The organism is Streptomyces malaysiensis subsp. samsunensis, assembly GCF_024519315.1.
In the GTDB taxonomy this organism is placed as follows: Bacteria; Actinomycetota; Actinomycetes; order Streptomycetales; family Streptomycetaceae; genus Streptomyces; species Streptomyces malaysiensis.
The window spans coordinates 79,571-94,040 of record NZ_JANIIC010000048.1; the positions used below are offsets into that span (position 1 = coordinate 79,571).

The following is a 14,470-nucleotide window of genomic DNA, read 5'->3' on the forward strand; positions in this document are numbered from 1 at the left end:
GCAGGACGACGACACCGGCCGAGCGGAGCGTGCCCCGGTCTGGGCGCCACATTCAGCGCCGCCCGTGTCCGGCAGCGCCCCGGCGCCGCCACACGACAACGGCCGCCAGTCCCGCTGCGGGCGGAATCAGCATCCATGCCGCCCCGGCGCCCTCGTGGGGAGCCGCGCCCGCAGAGGACGACGACGTGGAAGAGCGATGGCCACGCTCGCAGTACTCCTTGGCCGGGCCCACGATCAGATCGCACGGATCCCGGCGCGCCGAGTCGGAGCGCGGCTGGCCGGCGGTGAAGGCCTGCCCGGTCTGCGGCCACCACGACTCCGGCACGCCTGCCCCCACGACCAGCGCGAGCAGGACGGCCGGGAGAGCGATGACGATCAGGGTGCTCGCCGCGCGGGCGATGCGCCGGGTGCGGGATGAGCTGAATGACGACGTGGTCATGAGACGTGGTCCTTCGGTCGGGCCGTGTCGGTGCCACTGGAGGCGTGCGCGGTGAGTCCGCTCGTACGGCGGCCCGGTGTGGTGGCAATGGAGGTGGCGATCCGCTCGATGCGAGGGATGACGGCCTTGATCCGGCCCGTGTTCTGCCGCGGGCAGGCCAGCAGGAACTCCCCTTCGCGGCCGCGCTGCCCGACGGGGGACAAGCCGGTGGTCACCAGCCGCAGCAACTCGCCGTCGTTCGGATCGAGCCCGACGAACTCCAGGCCCCGGCGGGCCCGCCCACGGTCGGCGGTGCGGGCGAGCGCCCGGTAGGCCATCAGCCCGCGGTCGGGCCCCAGTTCCTCGGCGTCGTGGGAGGCGGCGAGCAGGCCGGCACCGTGCTTGCGGCCGTCGTGGAGGATCTCGTGGATCAGCGCGGTCCCCTCGGCCGACGAAGTGAGCCAGTACAGCTCGTCCGCGACCACCGCGGTGAACCTCTCGGGGTCCTCGAACGCGGTCTGCCGGGCGAGCGCCGCGATCAGATAGAGCACGGCGCGGCCGATCAGGGCCTCCAACGGCTGCTGGTGCAGGACCTCCGGATTGACGAACGCGGCCTTGGGCGGCAGCTTCAGACCCGCCGTCGTGATCACGATCATGTCGGAGGTGCTGGAGGCGTTCAGCCGCACCGGGGGCAGCGTGGGGTCGAACACCATCCGGGCCAGGGAGCTGCTGGCGACGACGCGGACGAGGCCGGCGAGCGCGGACGCAGCGTCCTGCCGCTTGCCCACCTCGGTCGAGGCCATCTCCTCCAGGACCTCCAGCACGCGGCGCATGGACGGCTCCTCGCTGGCGGCGGCCTTCTCGACGGCGTGATGCAGGACCTCGCCGTTGGTGCTCATCGGACCGATGCCGAGCTGCAAGGTCAGGTAGGACAGGGCGTAGTGGCGGCCCTCGGGCCCGTCGAACATCCTCAACGGGTCGATGGACACCTCGGCCTGCGCGGCGTCGATGATCTGGACGCGGCCCTTCGCAGCCGTACGGGCGAAGGTCGCCCATTCGCGTACGGGGGTACGGTCGATGCAGATCGCGCATCCGCCGCGTGCCCACACCGCCTCCGCGATCAGCTTCTGCAGGACGCTCTTCCCGGCGCCCAGATCGCCGACGATGCCCAGGGAAGCGCTGGCGTCGTGCTTCGGCGCGTCCGCCACGTTGATCATGACGGGGCGGGTGGTGCCGCAGTCCAGGTCAATGCCGAGGAACATGCCGTTGGGGTCACCGACCTCACCGATGGTGAAGGCACCGCCCAGAGCCCAGTCCTCGGAGACTTGGTGCTGGGTGAACTCCCGTACCACGCCCGGACGTGCGGTGCCCGGCAGCCCAAGCAGGAACAGTGCCTCCTGCAAGCCGGCCGGGCGTACGACCCGGTAGTCCGCGCCGCCGAGCAGCGAAGCCAGGGCCCGGGCACGCGCGTCACAGATCGCGGCGGTCGGCCCCCACACACTCAGCACGGTCACGGACTGCACCTCCACATCGACCGAGGTGCGCGACAGGCGGGCATCCAGCTCGCCCAGGTCGCGAGCGGCGTCCGTGAGGGAGGCGGGCATGCCGGTCGGCCGGGCGTCGTACTGGTCGGCCTGGTCGACGAGTTCGTTGCGCTTACGCCGCACCTGATCCCGGGCCTTCTCCGCAGGCACGAGCGTCAGGTCGACCGTGTAGTCGACGGGAAAATCGAGCGTCTCCAACTGCGCGAACAGATCGGCGGCATCCACGCTGACCGCGGGCGGGCACTCAGCCAGCGCCAACTGCGCCTGATAGCCGGTGCCGGTGTCGGACTCGATCTGCAGCCACCGCCTGCGCAGCGGAGAGGCCGTCTTCACCCGCCACCACGCCTTGCGTCCCGATCGGGTGAGCTGGTCGGCGCTCTTGAGCTCGTCGACGTCGTCCAGGTCCGGGTCGATGCCGCCCTCCTGTAGGCGGACCTGCCCGAGATCGGCGTAGCTGGGGGAGTGCAGCACTCCCTCGCGCACCTGCCCGCCGTACAGCTCGCTGCTCTCGGCCTCGGCCAGCAGCGGCTCGTCCAGTCCGCGGTGCAGCGCGTGCTGGACCATCCATACGATCTCCGCCGGGCGGGCGGGGCGGAACGTGGCGCCGCCGCCGAGCGCGGCCTCCACCCGCGCGGCCTGCTCCTGGTACGCGGCTACTTCCCGTCGCGCCACCGGCGTCGGCCGCATGCCCAGCGTCGGGGCGATCTCGGCCCACATCGCGCCGAACTGAGCGGTCATCTGCAGGCCGGTGCTCTCGGTCTGGAGCGGGACCGCCAGCCACAGGGTTCGGCGGTGCATCTCCTGCCCGTCCAGCAGATCCAGTGTGGCCTCGACGTTCTCCACCCACGGGTGCGTCTGGCCCGACGGGGTGTCGGAGGGCTCGATGCCCTCGATCATGCGCAGCGCGACTTCCCCCGGGTCGACCCGGGCGCACAGGCCGAACAGCCGCGGCGCCCCAGTCAGGGACCGCACCAGATGCGTGATCTCGGCCAGTTGTTCTTCCCGTACGACGGCCGGCACATAGGTGCCCTGCACGGTCTCCTCGTGACGGCCCTGCTCGTCCGGACCCGGGTGCAGCCGGTAGACGGCCCACACGCTGCCGTGCGTCGACCACACCAGGTGCCCGGCGACGTGACGGATCGGTACCCTCACCGCGCACCCCCTTGCCCGGCGAGCGCGAGCAGCTGCTGCACACCCGACACCGGCCGTACCGGCTGAGCGGCGACGGCCGCCGGGCGATGGCCCGGCCGCGACCGTTCCGCCGCCCGGCGCGGCGTACGTTCGGCGACGGCTCGCGGCCGCTCAGCCGAAGTGACAGGCGCGGCCGGGGCGATGCCCTCGATGACGAAGCCACCAGTCAGGGGGCGAGCGGCGTGATCGCGGGCCGCGCGGCCGCCGATCCGGCCTCCCCGCGGCTGCCAGAACAGCAGCAGCCAGCCCAGAGCGGCCGGGAGCGGGGCGCGTCCCTTGATCTTCGGACGGCGCACCGCCCATATGCCCAGCAGCCAGGCGGCGGGCGGGACCGGCCCCATCCACGACCACAACGGAATCGTCTTAACCAAAACGAAACCGCCGCCGACGGCGAGGAGGATCTGCGCGGGCGTGAACGGACCGAGCGGGATACGCCAGTCGGCGATCTTGCCCAGCACCCACGGGTGACGGCGGGCCGCGGTGTAGAAGCGGCCCATCCGCACGGAGGCGGTAGCGTCGGCGCTCACAGCCAGCTCCCGACGCCTGCGGAGTGGTCACGGGCGGCCGGAGGCCCGTCCCGCACGATGCCCGGAACGGCGGGCGCCGACTTCGACGGATTCTTGACCTCGTCCTCGAACATGTCGGCAAGGTCATTGCGCGAGTTGTACAGGCCGAGCGCGATCACCATCAGGATCAGCGCGCCGATCCCGGCCTTCAACGAAAACTTCTGGATCATGATGACGACGACGAGCACGAGCAGACCGGCCTGTAGCCCCTTCGTCGCCCAGTTCTCGAACATCGTGATCCACGAGTCGCCAAGGTCGCCAAGCTTCCCTGCGAGCAGCACACCGGTCATGACCGGGCACCTCCCGCCTGCGCGGTACCGGACTCCAGCCCGGCGACTTCCCAGCGGCCCGAGCGAGCCTTGAGCGTCAGCTCGTACGTCAGCGGCCACCGCCCCGCACTATCGCGGGCCTCGACTTCGGCCATCACCCGCACCCGGGTCCCGTCCGCCGGGACGGACTCGGCGGCCGCCTCCTGGTCGGCGGCAAGGATCTGCTGGACCGTGACCGTCTGGTACGGGGCGGGGGAGACGGGCGACAGACTCACCCCGGGTGCGAGGTAGCGGTCGACCTCACCGGCTCCCGCCAGATAAGCGGAGAGGAACTCTCCAGCCGCGGACGACACCGCGCTGTCTGCCGGGACGGTCACCGTGTACGGCGACTGAGCCCCCTCGGCGCGGGCCGGGCCGGCCACCACCCCAGGTGCACCGGACACGGTGAACGAGGCACCGCCCGAGTCAGCGACGACCGGCACCGCGAAATAGCGCACCGAGCCATCGGCGTACTGCGCAGCCACCGTCACCGACCACGCCGTGCCGGCCTGCTGCGCACTGCGCACCGCCACGACCGACTCCGGATCGGGCTGCGCATCCGACGAATCAGGAAGATCAACATCCGGGCCCATCGACTGCGCAAGCCGGGCCTGCGCAGTGCTCTCGGCCCCTGCGCGGCTGCGCAGCCACGCGTCGAGGAACACCGTGGCGTACCCGGACGGATTGGCCGACACGGTCGTCTTCACGGTGGTCGGCTTCGTCGCGGGGGCGACACGGACCACGGTCGCGGGCGTGGCCACGGCGACGGCCAGCGCAATGGGGCCGGCCGCGACCGCAGCCCACACGCCCAGGCGGCCCAGGCGTACCCGGCGCCGCATCTGCCGCAGCCGAGCCCCCGCAGCAGCGGTCGGAGGAGCAGCGTGCTCCTCCGCTGCCTGCTTGGCAGGAGACATTCCAAACTCCCAGGTCAGAGCGAGTTGTTGCTTCTGACCCGAGATAACCCGTAGACCCCGACCCGACCACCGACCACGAAGGCCCGACCACGATCACGAAGGGGACACAAACCCGTGGTCGGGGCCATGGTCGCCCCGACCACAGACCCGACCACGACATTTCGCACCCCCACGGAGCTCCGCTCCGGTACACCGGAGCACACGGTGCTCGGCGCGGTCGGCTCCTGCTGCGTAACGCGCGGCGAAGACCGCGGACGGGCAGTCACCGGACTCCCGCGCCGGGGGACTGCGCAACGGCAGGCGGACGAGCAGCCGGCTCCCGAGGACCTCGAGCGAGGCTGCGCACTCACACGCGCAAGTCGAGTGCGCACGATCCGCGACCCGGTACGCAACGCGTGCGCAGCGGCACGCGAGAGATTGCGCAGTCGGCAGCGCGCACCGAATGCGCAGCCTGATCAGAGCGTCGATCAACGCGGGGCCGCGGGACACAGTTGGCAGCCGAACCGCCGAAGCGGGCGGTCTCAATCTGTGCCGGAATCTCCGAGGAAGGCGTCGCGGATCGCGCCAGCCACCACACGGAACGTTCCGGAGAACGCTCCGCCGATCGCGGCCAGGCCGGCCTTCTTCGCGAAGTCCTTCCGCTCCCCGTCCTTGTCCCTGGCCTTCCGTGCGGGCTGCGCCGGACGCCCGCCGGCCACCGCGCCGGACGGATCCGAGCTGGGGGTGCCCTGCTCGTTACTCACGTGCTCCTCCAAGAGCTGTATCGGATCGGAAAGGCTCGCCGTACCTGACCGGGACGGCGATGAGGACGATGGAGAACCCAGGGGTTAGCGCCGCAACTTGACGTATCGACGGGTTCAGCAGGTCCGCGCCAGGACGAACGCGACGCTGGGCGTGAGCCCTCGACCCACGACTCGCCCGTGTCCGCTTCCGCCGGTTCCGGAGCTGTCGCTCGGCGCCCCGACGGCCGGGCACGCAAAAGCCCCTGCCGATGTGGCAGGGGCTCGCGTTGGGGCTATGAGATCAGACCCGCACCCTCCATTCAATGGCGAGCCACATCAAGTCCCGTAGGCAGATGATGCGGCGGTGCACCGGCTCGGGGCACCCGCGCTCAACAGCAAGCCTCCTCTGACTCCGAGCGCCCTGCGCCGTGCAAATAGGACGTGGCCGACGGGCTGGTCGGGCCCGACCACGCGCCCGACCATGGCAGCCCAGCGTTCATGTTGCCGGATCGTGATCGGTGGTCGGGGGTTGTGGCCGCCGCCCTGGTCGGCGTTGACGGGTGAGCTGCCTGCATGGATCTCACGCACGTCCCCTCAGCCGCAGGCAACGGGCGTCTCGCTCACGCGAGCGGTGGGGGACGCCCCGGCTGCCGCGCACACAGCGCACTTGCGGACGCGCGATGACCGGAGCACGGATTCGTCGCGGTTCGATGGCCGGGGACCAGTTCACGCAGATCGCCAACGGCCTGTTTCGCGACAACCGCCTCAGTTACAAGGCGAAAGGCATCTTCGGATACATCAGCACCCATCAGGACGGCTGGCAGGTGACCGTCGCTGGCATGGTCCGCTCCGGACCCGATGGACGGGACGCGGTCCGCACCGGACTGAAGGAACTGGAGACCCACGGCTACCTGATACGCGAACGCCTGCGCCGTACGAACGGCACCCTCGGCGAGATCGTCTACTCCATCACCGACCACCCCACCTTCGTCGACGCCCTCATGGCGGACGCCGCCACAGCGCTCCACGCGCCGTCGGCGCCCAAGGACCGCCAGGGCGATCACGGCAGGGGCATCCGCCGCGGCGTGATGGCCGGGGACCAGTTCACGCAGATCGCCAACGGGTTGTTCCGCGACGAGCGCATGTCCTTCAAGTCGAAGGGCTTGTTCGGACTGATCAGCACCCATCGCGAGGGCTGGCACATGACGGTCGCAGACCTGGCCCGGCGGGGTCGCGAGGGCGTGGACGCGGTGACGGCTGGGCTGGAGGAGCTCGAGCGCTACGGCTTCCTACAGCGAGACCGCGACCGAAATCCCGACGGCACCCTCGGCTCGGCCACGTACTTCATCACCGACCTGCCTGCCCTGCAAAACTCCAGGTCACAACCAGAGTCGGGAAATCCAGGACTGGAAAACCCTACGTTGGCTGACCGCCCCACAAAGAACACCATCAGTAAGAAGACCAACAAGCAGAAGACCAGGTCCGTCCCTCCGTGCGCCCGCCGCCAGCGCACGGGCGGCCGCCCGGCTGTGCCTGCGCAACGGACGGTCGCACCGGCGCCACAGGATCTGGATCCGGGCACCCGGCTGCTGCTGTCGATCGGGTCGGCCCATCCCGACCTGCTGCTGCAGGAGAAGGCCTTGTACGACCAGGGCCAGGTCATGACCGCGATGCTCGACGCCGGCTGGAGCTCCGAGCAGTTGCGCCACGTCATAACCAGCCGCCCCCTGCCGAGCAGGATCCGCACCTCTGTCGACGCGATCGTCGCCGCCCGACTGCGCTCCGCTCAGCTCTACCCGCCTCCCGCTGCCGACGTCGACGACGTTGACCCGGGCGAGGCCTCGTGGACGACGCAGCCCTCCACAACATCGCCCGCCGCCGCCCGCACGGTCGACCAGGCGCTCACCTACCGGGCCCTCGTCGAATGCTCGGGCTGCGGCAGGCCCGGCACCGCCCCCGGTGAAGACCTCTGCCCGGCCTGCCTCGACTGGCCACTGTGCCGCGCCTGCCCAGGCCCGACCCCCCGTCGCGCTCACCCCGATGGCGACGGCCGCTGCTCCACCTGCCACTCCGCCCTAACCGTGACCGACCTTCTGGAAGCGAGCACTTCATGACGGACACGCTCCACACACCCCGGACGGCACCCCAGCAGCCTCTGCGTCCCTTCGCCCGCGATCCGCGACGGTGGGAGAAAGAACGATCCCGCGCGCTGCTGACCGGCCACGTCTGCGGCGACACCACGTGCACCGGCACGTGCAAGCCCACGCTCGTGCACGAGCGCACCGGATGGGGCTGGCTGACTTGGACCGTGCCCGGCGACGGCACCCTGCCCAGCCTCCCTCAGCAGATCGGGGTGCTCACTCCGGACGCGACGTTGACGCAACGGCTCGCCGTGCGCTGGCTGACCCGGCGCCCCGCCCACCGCATCGCCCTGACCGCCACAAGCCCCTCATCCCTACGGTTCTCCGCGGCCCTCGTGGGCATCATCAGCCTCTTCGCCGCCCTGTTCGCCCTCAGCCATGACATCCCCGCCGGCGTCGTGCTGCCGGCGATGCTGCTCGCCCCGCTGCTCACCGAAGACCTGCCCGACCGGCTCGACGGCCGGGCCCGCGACTACGTCCGCAGCGTCGAAGGGGACGAAGCCTGCCAGTACCTCCAGCGGCTCGCCGCCCTCCACACCTACATCGTCCAGACCGCCGCCGGCAGCGACTGCCACGAACTGCGGAGCTCGGCCGAGATCGGCCAGCACCTGCTGTGGGATGCCGCCGACCTGCTCCAGAACCAGGACACCCGCTCGGCCTCGCCCCGCCTCATCGACCGGGAACGGCTGATGGTCCATCTCGCCGACCAAGTCGCCCAGACCGTGGAGCGCACCCGCCCCGAGTCGGCTTCCCACGAGGCCGACCAGCCCTGCGGCGGCGAAGGCACGTTGGGCCCGCTCCCGCACGGCTTCGAACCAGCGGCGGGGCCAACACCTTCGCCCACACCCGACACTTCACCGCTGAAGGGATACCGACCCATGACGCAGACCCAGCCCGACGACGCAGTCCGCACCACGGACGTCTATCTGCTCTTCGCGCACGAGCCGTACTACCCCAGCGATGGTGCCCAGGAGATCAACACCACCGTGGTCGCCGCCGCATCCCTGCTCCACCCCCAGGTACAACAGCCCGACGGCGCCCGGATCCACGACCGACTCACCCAGGGGCGCAAACCGGGTGAAATCATCCCCCTGTCCACTCTCACCCATGAACTGGGCGGCGGCGCCGACTGGCCGACGGTCGGCGACTGGGAGAAGGTCACGACCGACCTCTTGCAACTCGTCCACGCCAGGGAGTGCGACGCTCTCAGCCTCGGCCTGCCCGAGATCGGGCGTGCCCTCGTCTGCGCCGGCCCGGACAGCCACGTGCGCGCCTTCGATGCCGCCGCCGACGAGTTCATCACCTACGGGCCGCAGGAGCGCGCTGCTGTCCTGGCCGAGGTGGACAGGTTCCTCGCTTGTCTCGTCGCCGAACAGGAGATCTGGCCGGGCGATGGTCTGCTTCCCCCGCTCTTCCGCCAGGCGTAACACCACCACCCCTTTGGTGCGGCAGCGGCCGGCGACCGCAAGGCCGCTGTCAGAGCCGGTTCAAAAGCTGGTCGCCGCCGCTCCGCGTCATCGGCATCCTCAAGGAGACGCTGTCCATGTTCCCCACCACCGGACCCGAGGGGCCCCTCACAGCAACAGGGGTGGAAGCGGTCCGCGTGGCGCGCTCGGAGGTACGGCTCCGGCCCGCGGCCGAGGACCCGCTCCAGGACGCGCAATCGCTGGGCGCCTCGCTCGGCGTGTCCACGGCCGGTGCTGCGCAAAGCGCGCAGCACCGGTTCGACGAGGCCCTCGCCGCCGGACGCGGCCGGACGGTCGTGCGCCACCTCCGCCACGCTCTTGGCCATGCCGAGGAAACTGCCCGCGGTGATGACGGGCGAGTCGTGGATGCGGTCGTCGTCCCGTTCGACAGCCTCCGCAAGCGCGTGGACGAGAGCCACGAGTCGGCCGGATCGTTCAGCGGTCCGCCGCTCAAGGCGTAGCGAACCGGCCCCAACAGCACGGCGCCCCAGGCCAAAGCCTGGGGCGCCGGATTCGTTCCCGCTCCTGCCCGACGGCAGGGGAGGAGTTGAGGCCTGTGGAGGCGGGTATCTGGTGGGTCGAATGATCACGGTGGTGAGCAGCGAGGTCACAGATTGGTCCACGGACGGGGCCCGCCCCCGGTCAACGGCACCCACACCGACCCGGACGGACCACGCTCCTCGATGTCCTCCAGGACGACGGCTCCCAGCTGTACCTCGCGTGCAAGGGCTGCGACGAGCGGATGCTGAGCGACCATCGCCTGCAGATCGCTGATTCGATCGCCCAGTCGGGCCCGGGAGGCGCCGGTGAGTACGAAGAGCACGCGAGGGAAGACCGGATACCAGCGGAGCCACGCCGGGCCGGTGGAGGCCGGCCTGCGTCGTCCGACGGGCTGCACCTCGTACTGGAACAATCTGGCGTACTCGATCAGCTTCACGGCCAGGCGCTCGCTGCTCATGGTGCTGCGATCGACCTCCACGAACGCGCGCAGCTTCCGCCGGTGTCCGCCGTCGACAACGGTGTAGTGCATGACGGCGTCGGCAACGAGCCGCTCGCCCTCACCGATGGGGTGAGCCACCTCAGGAGTCCAGTCCCACGGGCCATGCTCGTGCCCGAGCCGGCGGGCGTCTGCCGCAAACGGCAGGTGGGACCGTACGACGGTCAACGTGTGCGGGGTCTTCAGCGACGCTGCGGTCGTCGAGGTGATGGGGTACGGCGGACGCCCCCGAAGGATGGGGAGATCGCGGGTCAGCCGCGACCCCTCAGAGGTGAGGTACCAGGCGTGCGTACGAGACCGGTCCGAGTCCGGCAACGGAGTGAGGTCGACGAAGCCCGTAGAACGCAGCTTGTTCAGCACGCGGGAGACCAGTTGGCGAGAGCTGTCCGGACGCAGCATCTGGCGCAACTGGCCGGTCGTGGCCATGCGGTGAAGGGCGAGCGCGGTCAGGACCTGCAAGCGCAGCGGTTCGGCGGGGCTGGGGGCCAACTCGGCGGCCGCAGCACCTGATGTGGGACGGGGCATGGAGAAGAGGAGACCCTCAGCCCCCGACCCAAGCCCCGACCATGAGACCCGGACCAAGGTCACAACGCAAGAACACTCGCGTGGTCGGGGCCATGGTCGGGGTCCCACGGCCCCGACCACGCGAGTAGCCAGAAGATCAGGAGTACGCGCGGTCGCGCGAACAGGTGCTGGAGATAAGCGATGGCCGGTCCGCAGCAGCAGGTGCTGCTGCGGGGCGTGGTGGCGAACCACGCCATGCCGGCCATCGTGCGACACCCGGCCCGCAAGGGACCAACTCCCAAAACCGGGGGCCGCGTTCATGGGGCGGCGCGCGGAGGTCCGCTCACCGCCGGGTATTACTTCCTGGACCGCTGGGCGGCCTGCTCGAGGATGCGCCGGCGCGTCCACCGCCGACGCCCGTTCTGACGCCCGGCATTCTCGGCAACCCCGTCCGTGATCTTCAGCAGCGGAAGATTGCCCTGGGACAAACTGCTGGAGAAGGAGCCGACGCTCTTGTACCCCAGCAAGGCGGCCGCCTGGCTCGCCCCCAGAAGCTCGTCGGGATCGCCGTCGATGGGAACCTCGGGCAGGGGCGGTGCCTCCTTGACGCCGGCCCGTCTTCCGCGGCCGGGCCGGGTGGCCGTCCACGCCTGCAGGGTCTGCACCTTCCAGAGCTGCCGGCGGTAAGGGTTCTCGGCCGTGCCCTTCTCCTCGACGACGTCCGGTTCGGGGAAGTAACCGGGATGGTCGCGCACGAAGGTGGTGACCTGGTTGGAGTTCTTGTAGCCGAGGTACCTCGAGGCTTCCGCGGCGTTCAGCAGCGTCTCCGGGTCGAGGGAGGGCGGTGCGTGTTCAGCGAGCCGTGCCGGCGCCCGGTGGGCGAACCACTCCGTGACCTTCGCGTGGTCCCACAGGCGGGCCCGGCCGCGCTTGTCGACAGGCTCGGGGAACGGCTTGCCGGCTGTGTTCTCCGTGCGCTCGGTGTAGAACTGGCTGATCCGTGCGGACGTCAGACCGTGTTCAGCCGCGATCTCGGCAGCGTCGGCCAGGCGAGGCTCACGGCGCGAGGTCATGGCAGAACCGTCCGTTCTGTCAGCAGTGCGCCGGCCAGCCCGGCTCACAAAGCAAATAATGGCAGAAGTTTCGGAGGGGGGTCCAGCCCGCGGCTCAAGGTTTTTCGTCGGCGCCCGCGCTCACGACTCCCGGCCTACTCCTCGGGGATCAAGCAGACACCGCGGCGCGCGGCGGCCTCGGCCATCTCCGCGTACGCCATGGCGGCCGGTGTCATCTCCCACTCGACCAGGGCCAGCAGCAGGACCACCTCGTCGCGGTCCTGCGAGGCATCGCAGGGCATACCGGCGGTGTCCGCGGCGAACATCAGATCCGCGGTGGCCAGTCCGCCGAGCCGCGCTGCCACATCCCGGTGCAGAATCTGCAGGCCCTGCTGGTACAGATCGTTCGCCTCACTCAGGAGCAGCACCAGGTCCTCGCCCTGGCTGGCCGGTGCCGCCGCAGCGAGGTCGAGGATGCGCGGGGTCGTCGTCATCATGAGCAGTATCCCTCCGTAAGGGGGGCGGCGTGGTGGTCAGCTGCAGCCATCGCAGCCGGCGGCGCTGTGCAGGAGCTCGCCCGGGCCGGTGCGGGCCTTGGAGTCCCACGTGGGTGGCTTGCGCAAGGCGGCGTGGACGTCGCGCTCCATCCGCTCGAAGTCCTCGGTCTCCTCAACCTCGACGCCAGGGTCCGGGGCGTCGCGTCGGTGCGACAGCGCGATGAGCTCGGCCATGGTGATGTTCGGGTTGAACGGCACCTGGCGGACGCGTTCGACCAGCGCGCACAGTTCGGCCAGCCGCGGGCGGCGCCCGGCGGTCAGCAGCAGATCGCGGTGGTTGGCCAGGGTGCATGCCGAGCACGAGCAGCGACTGGAACCACACCGGTCCTTGGCACCGGGGTAGGAGTCGTAGCACCAGTGGTAGGGCAGCCCCGCGCCGATCGTGCGTTCCCAGACCTCCTCGGTGGTCACCTGGTGGGCGGGCAACCATTCGTCGACGACCCGGGCCGAGTTGTCGGTCGTACGGCGCCACATCTCCCGGTTGCGGCGGTCCGGGCTCTCCTCGGCTCGCATCCCGAGCACGTTGGCGAACATCAGCGGGCCATCCGTCTCCTTCCTGAGCGCGCGGACCTGCGGGGTGAACGCCTGGTACACCATCCGCGTCTTCCACGGGCCCGTGCAGGTGCGGGCTCGGCCGAGCCAGGGCCAGTCGCCTCGTTCCGCGATGAAGGTCAGCAGGTCGAACGGCACCCGTTCACCGGCGACTTCACGGCTGCGCCGGACCTCGATATGGCGCTCGGGCGGCACGCCGAGGGCCTGGCTGTGCTGTGCGGCGAGTTCGCTGGCACTCGGCCAGCGAACTCCGTCCACGGTGACGGAGGGCCACTCCATCGGGCCCAGACTCGCGTGGGCGGTCCAGACGCGGTCGGCGACACCGGCCTGGCGGGCAGCGTCCATCGCGATCACGCCGGCCACTACTCCGTCCTTCCCGCCGGACAGGTTGATGACAATGCGGTGCCGGGTCGCGGCGAATTCGACCGGGTCGGCGTACAAGGGGTTGGGGTGTGACATGGTTCCTCCTTCCTGGTAGGAGGGTTAGCGGGCGTCCCCGACGGGCCCGGTCTGGTGGGGCTGGGAAGCGGTGAAGTAGGTGCACTGGGCCTCGGGCGGACGGGCTTTGCAGTGCCAGCAGGGCCGTGCCTCGGGGTAGGCACGTATGTGGTGGTGGCATTGGTGTCCGGCGTACGAGCCGCTGGTGCGCAGGTGGGTGAGGAGGATGAGGTCGAAACGCGCGAGGGGAGCCCAGCCGGTGACGCCTCGTTGGGGGTGCGGGTACTCGGTGTCTCCCCCGGCGATGACGACGCTGCTGATCGACACGAGCAACTTGTTCTGGGCGGTGTCGACGGCGTGGATGCTGTATCGGGTTCGGTTCCCGGGCCGCGTCGACCAGGGGGCGGTGTCCTTGGGGCCGTGTGCGTGGCCGATCACGGGAAGACCTTCGAGTTGGTGCACTGAGAGGGTCGGGGGCGGATTCCAAAGGGAGCGCATGGGTTTCTTCCTGACGGAGTACGGGGCAATGTGCGGTGAGACGGGCGACCGCGCGGTTCAAACTGCGCGGCTGAACAGCTCTCAGATCGCCAGCGGTTCGGGGTCGGGCTGCTTGGGATAGGGCCGTTGGGCGGGGAGGCCGAGCTTGATCTGCTCGCGCTCGCGTCGGCTTCGGCCCAGCCGCCATACGTAGCGGTGCGCGCCGCGGTGCCTCACGTTGCGGGCGCCGACCGCGATCAGGGCCTCCCGGAGCCAGACGGCCGGGTTGCACCCGGCCCGCGGAACCGGAGCTCCGAGCGCGATGAGCTGGGCTTCGGCGTACTGGTGGCCCTGCTCCTGGCGGCGGATCTTCTGCGCCGTGCGGTCGTGGAAGACGGTGCCGTCCGGTAGGAGCTTCACCGTCCGGGCGGTGGCCCGGCTGGCGTAGACCGCGTTCGTGGCTGCGTAGATTGTGCCGATGTGCCCAGGCATGACTAGACGTCCCGAGGCGGTCCGGCGCGGGACAGGGTCCGCGAACGAGACGACTCCTTGTACACCACTGGCGAGCAGGCGTTTTAGGCAGTTCGCGAGGAACCACGACTCCGAATTTGCCGGGCACTCAT

15 protein-coding genes are annotated in these 14,470 nt (G+C 70.3%); 3 read left to right on the forward strand and 12 right to left on the reverse strand.

Translation table 11 applies throughout. The annotated features are described in order from the left end of the window. Positions 1-52 precede the first annotated feature (52 nt). The 6 genes from NQU54_RS33390 to NQU54_RS33415 form a co-directional block, all read right to left on the reverse strand. The gene (locus NQU54_RS33390) at positions 53-439 is read right to left on the reverse strand and encodes a hypothetical protein (protein ID WP_257634293.1); all 387 of its coding nucleotides are present in this window, start codon (positions 437-439) and stop codon (positions 53-55) included. Next, positions 436-3,114 carry an ATP-binding protein gene (locus NQU54_RS33395; RefSeq protein ID WP_257634294.1) on the reverse strand — a complete coding sequence of 893 codons (2,679 nt, stop codon included), beginning with the start codon at positions 3,112-3,114 and terminating at the stop codon, positions 436-438. The genes NQU54_RS33390 and NQU54_RS33395 overlap by 4 nt, the downstream gene beginning before the upstream one ends. Then, the gene (locus NQU54_RS33400; RefSeq protein ID WP_257634308.1) at positions 3,111-3,650 is read right to left on the reverse strand and encodes a hypothetical protein; all 540 of its coding nucleotides are present in this window, start codon (positions 3,648-3,650) and stop codon (positions 3,111-3,113) included. The genes NQU54_RS33395 and NQU54_RS33400 overlap by 4 nt, the downstream gene beginning before the upstream one ends. 26 nt (positions 3,651-3,676) lie before the next feature. After that, positions 3,677-4,009, reverse strand: coding sequence for a hypothetical protein (locus NQU54_RS33405; protein WP_257634295.1), 333 nt, complete (start codon positions 4,007-4,009; stop codon positions 3,677-3,679). Beyond that, a complete protein-coding gene (locus tag NQU54_RS33410; protein WP_257634296.1) occupies positions 4,006-4,941 on the reverse strand; it encodes a conjugal transfer protein in 936 nt (311 codons plus the stop codon). Before NQU54_RS33410 ends, NQU54_RS33405 begins: the two co-directional genes overlap by 4 nt. Positions 4,942-5,462: 521 nt before the next feature. After that, a complete protein-coding gene (locus NQU54_RS33415; RefSeq protein WP_257634297.1) occupies positions 5,463-5,684 on the reverse strand; it encodes a hypothetical protein in 222 nt (73 codons plus the stop codon). Positions 5,685-6,343: 659 nt separating this feature from the next. Between NQU54_RS33415 and NQU54_RS33420 the strand changes: the two genes are divergently transcribed. The 3 genes from NQU54_RS33420 (at position 6,344) to NQU54_RS33430 (ending at position 9,731) form a co-directional block, all read left to right on the forward strand. Then, positions 6,344-7,777, forward strand: a complete 1,434-nt coding sequence (locus NQU54_RS33420) for a hypothetical protein (RefSeq protein ID WP_257634298.1) — start codon at positions 6,344-6,346, stop codon at positions 7,775-7,777. Next, the gene (locus tag NQU54_RS33425; RefSeq protein ID WP_257634299.1) at positions 7,774-9,231 is read left to right on the forward strand and encodes a hypothetical protein; all 1,458 of its coding nucleotides are present in this window, start codon (positions 7,774-7,776) and stop codon (positions 9,229-9,231) included. Before NQU54_RS33420 ends, NQU54_RS33425 begins: the two co-directional genes overlap by 4 nt. Positions 9,232-9,347: 116 nt before the next feature. Next, on the forward strand, positions 9,348-9,731 hold the full coding sequence (locus tag NQU54_RS33430; protein WP_257634300.1) for a hypothetical protein: 384 nt from the start codon (positions 9,348-9,350) through the stop codon (positions 9,729-9,731). A gap of 146 nt (positions 9,732-9,877) precedes the next feature. On the opposite strand, the gene NQU54_RS33435 is transcribed toward NQU54_RS33430, so the two are convergent. The 6 genes from NQU54_RS33435 to NQU54_RS33460 form a co-directional block, all read right to left on the reverse strand. Continuing rightward, the gene (locus tag NQU54_RS33435; protein ID WP_257634301.1) at positions 9,878-10,792 is read right to left on the reverse strand and encodes a replication-relaxation family protein; all 915 of its coding nucleotides are present in this window, start codon (positions 10,790-10,792) and stop codon (positions 9,878-9,880) included. A gap of 335 nt (positions 10,793-11,127) precedes the next feature. Next, positions 11,128-11,844: a hypothetical protein gene (locus tag NQU54_RS33440; protein ID WP_257634302.1), complete on the reverse strand. Its 717-nt coding sequence runs from the start codon at positions 11,842-11,844 to the stop codon at positions 11,128-11,130. A gap of 134 nt (positions 11,845-11,978) precedes the next feature. Continuing rightward, positions 11,979-12,317: a hypothetical protein gene (locus NQU54_RS33445; protein ID WP_257634303.1), complete on the reverse strand. Its 339-nt coding sequence runs from the start codon at positions 12,315-12,317 to the stop codon at positions 11,979-11,981. A gap of 39 nt (positions 12,318-12,356) precedes the next feature. Continuing rightward, positions 12,357-13,391 (reverse strand): adenine nucleotide alpha hydrolase family protein, encoded by a 1,035-nt coding sequence (locus NQU54_RS33450; protein WP_257634304.1) that lies wholly within the window; start codon positions 13,389-13,391, stop codon positions 12,357-12,359. 24 nt (positions 13,392-13,415) lie between these two features. Further along, the gene (locus tag NQU54_RS33455) at positions 13,416-13,808 is read right to left on the reverse strand and encodes a hypothetical protein (protein WP_257634305.1); all 393 of its coding nucleotides are present in this window, start codon (positions 13,806-13,808) and stop codon (positions 13,416-13,418) included. 141 nt (positions 13,809-13,949) lie between these two features. Then, positions 13,950-14,470: Mom family adenine methylcarbamoylation protein (locus NQU54_RS33460; protein ID WP_502362211.1), on the reverse strand; the 521-nt coding region annotated here is incomplete at its 5' end.

Bases quoted from the DNA above. Each gene is read 5' to 3' on its own strand.
- NQU54_RS33390 (WP_257634293.1), bottom strand. From the start codon at position 439: ATGACCACGTCGTCATTCAGCTCATCCCGCACCCGGCGCATCGCCCGC.
- NQU54_RS33400 (WP_257634308.1), bottom strand. From the start codon at position 3,650: ATGGGCCGCTTCTACACCGCGGCCCGCCGTCACCCGTGGGTGCTGGGC.
- NQU54_RS33405 (WP_257634295.1), bottom strand. From the start codon at position 4,009: ATGACCGGTGTGCTGCTCGCAGGGAAGCTTGGCGACCTTGGCGACTCG.
- NQU54_RS33410 (WP_257634296.1), bottom strand. From the start codon at position 4,941: ATGTCTCCTGCCAAGCAGGCAGCGGAGGAGCACGCTGCTCCTCCGACC.
- NQU54_RS33420 (WP_257634298.1), top strand. From the start codon at position 6,344: ATGACCGGAGCACGGATTCGTCGCGGTTCGATGGCCGGGGACCAGTTC.
- NQU54_RS33425 (WP_257634299.1), top strand. From the start codon at position 7,774: ATGACGGACACGCTCCACACACCCCGGACGGCACCCCAGCAGCCTCTG.
- NQU54_RS33430 (WP_257634300.1), top strand. From the start codon at position 9,348: ATGTTCCCCACCACCGGACCCGAGGGGCCCCTCACAGCAACAGGGGTG.
- NQU54_RS33435 (WP_257634301.1), bottom strand. From the start codon at position 10,792: ATGCCCCGTCCCACATCAGGTGCTGCGGCCGCCGAGTTGGCCCCCAGC.
- NQU54_RS33440 (WP_257634302.1), bottom strand. From the start codon at position 11,844: ATGACCTCGCGCCGTGAGCCTCGCCTGGCCGACGCTGCCGAGATCGCG.
- NQU54_RS33445 (WP_257634303.1), bottom strand. From the start codon at position 12,317: ATGACGACGACCCCGCGCATCCTCGACCTCGCTGCGGCGGCACCGGCC.
- NQU54_RS33450 (WP_257634304.1), bottom strand. From the start codon at position 13,391: ATGTCACACCCCAACCCCTTGTACGCCGACCCGGTCGAATTCGCCGCG.